The 4,778-nt window shown below is 65.4% G+C and carries 5 protein-coding genes; 2 read left to right on the plus strand and 3 right to left on the minus strand.

Annotation, left to right across the window (positions count from 1 at the left end):
* Window positions 1–108 precede the first annotated feature (108 nt).
* Together EN745_RS30305 and EN745_RS30310 are read right to left on the minus strand one after the other, a co-directional pair.
* Window positions 109–900: a 3-methyl-2-oxobutanoate hydroxymethyltransferase gene (locus EN745_RS30305; RefSeq protein ID WP_127405107.1), complete on the minus strand. Its 792-nt coding sequence runs from the start codon at window positions 898–900 to the stop codon at window positions 109–111.
* A gap of 283 nt (window positions 901–1,183) precedes the next feature.
* A complete protein-coding gene (locus tag EN745_RS30310) occupies window positions 1,184–2,188 on the minus strand; it encodes a LacI family DNA-binding transcriptional regulator (protein ID WP_127422947.1) in 1,005 nt (334 codons plus the stop codon).
* Between the two features lie 181 nt (window positions 2,189–2,369).
* Here EN745_RS30310 and EN745_RS30315 point away from each other — a divergent pair, with 181 nt between their 5' ends.
* The gene (locus tag EN745_RS30315; RefSeq protein WP_126055326.1) at window positions 2,370–2,642 is read left to right on the plus strand and encodes a hypothetical protein; all 273 of its coding nucleotides are present in this window, start codon (window positions 2,370–2,372) and stop codon (window positions 2,640–2,642) included.
* Between the two features lie 28 nt (window positions 2,643–2,670).
* Here EN745_RS30315 and EN745_RS30320 read toward each other — a convergent pair whose 3' ends face one another.
* A complete protein-coding gene (locus EN745_RS30320) occupies window positions 2,671–3,012 on the minus strand; it encodes a hypothetical protein (RefSeq protein WP_126055327.1) in 342 nt (113 codons plus the stop codon).
* A gap of 170 nt (window positions 3,013–3,182) precedes the next feature.
* Here EN745_RS30320 and EN745_RS30325 point away from each other — a divergent pair.
* On the plus strand, window positions 3,183–4,778 hold a 1,596-nt coding region (locus EN745_RS30325; RefSeq protein WP_145992214.1), incomplete at its 3' end, for an alpha/beta hydrolase.

Raw genomic sequence — 4,778 nt, forward strand, 5'->3', positions numbered from 1 at the left:
AGACGAACAGCGGCGCGGTGCCGGCCGGCTCGTTCGGCGCCCAGTCGCCTCGCTTGTTGCGCGTGCCGTATTGCAAGTCGTCCATGGCTGATCTCACAGGCCCCGGTTTCACAAAGTTTGAGAGAGGGTGAGGAAGCGGTCGTAGGCGGCATCGTCCATGTCCACCTGGTGCTTCGCTTCCGGGTAGCTGCCGCCGGCGACGTCGCGGCCGAAGGCGCGGAAGGCGGCGATGCGCTTTTCCTGCAGCTCGGCCTCCAGCGTGAGGAAGTCGGCATAGCGCTTGGCGTGGCGCGGATAGTGGCCGGCATGGGTGCCGAGCACATCGCTGGAGAACAGATACTGCGTGTCGCAGGCGCTGCCGCAGCCCATGCCCATGGTGATCAGCGGCGTCGAGCGGGTGATGTGCTCGGCGAGCCTGACAGGCACCACTTCGACCTCGACGCAGGCCGCACCCGCATTCTCGATGTCCCTTACCGCGCGCAGCACCTTGAAGGCTTCTTCCGCCGTGCGCCCGACAGCGCGGAAATTCGTCCAGGTGGCGCGGTTCGGCACCAGGCCGACATGGCCGGTGACCGGGATGCCTTCTGCCGCCATAGCCTCGATGAAGCGCGGCGAATGCGAGCAATAGACCGCATCGGCGCCGCGCTTCATCATGGCGAAGCCAAGCCGCACCGCCTCATCGGGCGAGGCGACCGCGCCGTGCGGCATGCCGACGGAGAGGAAGGCGAAGGGTGCCGCCTGGCGGATCAATTCCAGATTGTGGTCGGGCTCGCAGGACAGGATGACGATGTCGCAGGCTACCGCGGCGGCCGCTTCGGCCGGCGTGTCGACATGCAGTTGCAGCCATTTGCGGCTGCCCTTCTGGCTTTGCAGGTCGCTGACTGTCAGCCGTCTCGTCACCAATGCATCCTCCCGTTCGCGGGCGGACGACCGCAGGTGGGAAAGAGCCCCCTCACCCGGATTGCCTGCCGATCTGTGAAGGACAGATCGGAGCCATCCGACCTCTCCCAAAAGGGAGAGGGAGATCATCGCCGCCGGCGCCCGCTTCTTCTCCGAAACGGCCAAAGCTGCGGACGAAGCGACCGGATGAGGGGGCGAACTTCACATGCCATCGCCCTTCCGTTCACGGGCGAGTTAGCACCGTGACGGCGGCGAAGGCTCGCGGTTCCTTGATCAAATCAGATCAAAGGTTCTCGGCGGTGAAGGTGACGAAGCGGATCGGCGGATTGTCGACCGGCAGGTCGTGCAGGTTCAGCGCCGCGAGCACAAGGTCGATGGCGCGGCGCGCCTGTGCTTCCGGCGACTGGTCGAGAACGACGTCCATCGTGCCCTCGCGCAAGGCGCGCGTGCTGCGCTCGGTCAATTCGTGACCGACGAAGAAGATCTGGCGGCCCCTGCCGTGGCGCCGCAGCACCTCGTTCAGCGCCGTGTTGGCGCCGCCGGCATTGTAGAGCCCGGCAAGGTCGGGCCAACGCACAAACGCCTCGTGCAGTTGCTCTGCGTTGCGGTCGCCATCGTCGAAGCCGAACAGCGCCGCCACCGGTTCGAACCCGTCGCCGGTCTCCATCAGATAATCGAAGAAGCCGCGCACGCGGTCGCGGTGGACGCGGTAGATCTGGCTGTGGCAGATGGCGACGACCTTGCCCGGCCGACGCTGCATGCGCGCCATCAGCAGGCCGGCCGTACGGCCAGCGGCGTAATTGTCGATGCCGACATAGGTGCTCCGGGTGCCCGATATCTGGGTGACGATCTGCACCGTCGGGATGTTGTCCGCCTCGAGTTTGCGGAGCGCCGCACTCACCAGCGGATGGTCCGGCACGGCGAGGATCAGCCCGGCGCGGCGCATCTCCGCATCGAGGATCCGCGCGGCGATCTCTGCGGGGTTCGCCTCATCGAGGAAGGTGCGGTGAACCGCAATCGAGCGGTCAAGCGTGGCGGCGATGCGCTCGAAGGCACGCGAGAGCCGCGCGAAGAAGGTGGCGTCCGGCCTGACCAGGATCACTTCGATGCGGATGACGCCGCGATGCGCCTCGGGCAGCCGGCGCGGATAGTCGAGCAAACGCGCCGCCGCCACCACCTTCTCGACGGTCTCGGGCCGCACTCCGCCCCTGCCGTTCAGCACGCGCTCGACGGTTGCCGTGCCGACGCCGGCACGGCGGGCGATCTCGAGGAATGTGGGCTTTGGAATGGCGAGGCTCCCCGCTGCAGCGACGCGAAGCCTAATCCTTCCGCCCTTGCGGGAGAAGGTGCCGTTCCATCAGCGAATGCCAATTGACAGCCCAATGGAAACGGCGCTGATTGGCGCTCGCGGAAATTGCGCCAGACGGGCGATTTCGACCCGTCGGGCATCACCCCCGGGAGGGTCTGAAATGCCAACGATCATCGGCCATCACAACATCACGAAAGGCGCCAAGCACTGGCTGACATCGCCGAAGCGCAAGGAGATTTTCGGCGCGCTCGGGATCACCAACATCCGCACCTTCGTCGATCCGCAGAACCCGAACCGGGTGGCGCTGATGATGGACGTCCCAGACATGGACAAGCTGGCGGTCCTGATGCAGAGCAAGGCAGCCGCCGATGCCATGGAGTTCGACGGCGTCGTACCGGAATCGCTGGTGATCCTGGTGGAAGAAAAGGGATAGCCGCGACGCGCCCTGGCTTCGAGCGCGTTCATCGGCCCCAGAATGTCTTGCTGAACTCGGCGTGGCTCTTCAACAGCGTCAGGGCGATAGAGTTGATCGGCGACATGGCATTGTTTGCCGGGCCGACATTTCGGTCGCATGGCCGCCGGATCAGGAAGAAAGTGCGTCCGACGCCCGCGACCAGCATTGCGGCAGGGGTCATGGCGGCCCACAGATCGAGCCGGCGCACGACGGATGCCCGGTCGGCTTGTTGCTTTGCGAGGTAGCGGGCCAGGGCGATGTCGTGACGCTGCAGGGCACCATACCCTTGCTGATCGTTCCAGGGATCGTCATGCCAGATGGGCCATTCGGTCAAAGCGGGATGTCGCATGGTATCCTCCTGAAAGAGCTTCAGGGCGGACAGCCTCCCCGAGCGCCGTGAGGAATGCGTGGCAACCAGCGTGATGGAATCGTGAAAAACGCCGCGCCGGCCCAATAACAGTTGAAATAGAGTGAGCTAAGCGAAAGGATTGCCCTCACATCGTGGCTGTGGCGGATCCGATGACCGGACCTCACCTCTATCTGCTGGGTGGTTTCGACTTTGCCGGCGTCGGGGCGGCGGCCCCGGCCTTCAGCCGCAAGGCACGCGCGATGGTGGCTTATCTTGCCTTGCAGGCGGGACAAGCCCAATCGCGCGAGAAGCTGGCTGCCCTGCTCTGGAGCCTGCACGGTGAAACGCAGGCGCGAATGAGCCTCAGGCAAGCCGTGTCGGCCGTCCGGAAGGCAATGCAAAGGTCGGGCGGCGGGCGCTTTCTGACCGAGGGGGCCAACATTGCGCTTCACCTCGATGACTTCGATTTCGACGTCGCTCGTTTCGAGGCGCTGGCTACAAGCGGCTCGATCGAGGATCTGGAGCAGGCGCTTGTGGTCTATCGCGGCGACCTTCTCGACGGCCACGGCCTGAAGGAGGAGCCGTTCGAGGACTGGCTGCGGGTCGAGCGCGAGCGCCTGCGGATGATGGCCGTTGCGGCGCTGGACAGGTTGGTCACGCAATACGGCACGGCAAACGACTTTGCATCCTGCGCGCGCGCGGCGGCGCGGCTGCTCGCCATGGAGCCGCTGCGTGAAGACATCCATCGCGCCCTGATGCGCTCCTATGCTGCCCAGGGCCGGATCAATCTCGCGCTGAAACAGTACGAGCTTTGCCGCGACGCGCTGGAGCGCGGTCTCGCCTTGGCTCCTGAACCGGAAACCCGCCAATTGTACGAGACGTTGCGGGCGCGGCGAACGACATCGGCGTCCCATCATTCGCCGCAGATTCCGGCGACCGGGACGGAGGGCAGCGTGCCCATCGCTGCGCCAACCCACTACGTCAAATCGGCAGGGATCAATATTGCCTACCAGATGACCGGCGACGGGCCGGTCGATCTGCTCTACGTCCAGGGATGGGTCTCCAACCTCGATCTTGCCTGGGGATCGCCGCGCTACGCCCATGTGCTCAGGCGGCTCGGAACCTTCTCGCGCCTGATCCGCATCGACAAGCGCGGCACCGGTCTGTCCGACCGCAATGTCGGCCCGCCGACGCTGGAGGAGCGGATGGAAGACGTACGCGCCGTTCTGGATGCGGTCGGCTCGAAGCGCACGGTGCTGTTCGGAAGCTCCGAGGGCGGGCCGATGTGCATGCTGTTCGCCGCCACCTATCCGGAGCGCACGGCGGCGCTGGTGCTCAACGGAACCTATGCCAGGGGCACATGGTCGAAGGATTATCCCTGGGCGAGAACCGCCGAGCAGGTGGACGAGGACCTGGCCTCCGTCGAGCGGCAGTGGGGCAAGCCCGCCGAACTGCTCAACGCCGCGCCCTCCCTGTCCGAAGACAGCAGCGAGCGCGAATGGTTTGCCGCCTATCTCAGGAATTCGGCCTCGCCCGCCGATGCGATCGCGCTCTGGCGCTGGGGCACAGAAATCGACGTTCGCGATATCCTGCCCGCCATCCATGTTCCGACGCTGGTCATCCAAAGGACGGGCGACCGCTGGGTAAGGCCGGAAGAAGGACACTACCTGGCAAGGCAAATCGAAGGCGCCAGATATCTCGAGTTGGCCGGCAGGGACCATTTGATCTGGGGCGAGGACTGCGACCGCCTGGTCGACGAGATCAGA

It is taken from the genome of Mesorhizobium sp. M4A.F.Ca.ET.022.05.2.1 (genome assembly GCF_003998845.1).
In the GTDB taxonomy this organism is placed as follows: Bacteria; Pseudomonadota; Alphaproteobacteria; order Rhizobiales; family Rhizobiaceae; genus Mesorhizobium.

What these genes read in the sequence shown, in the direction of transcription:
- EN745_RS30315 (WP_126055326.1), top strand. Translation starts at nt 2,370, where the DNA reads ATGCCAACGATCATCGGCCATCACAACATCACGAAAGGCGCCAAGCAC.
- EN745_RS30320 (WP_126055327.1), bottom strand. Translation starts at nt 3,012, where the DNA reads ATGCGACATCCCGCTTTGACCGAATGGCCCATCTGGCATGACGATCCC.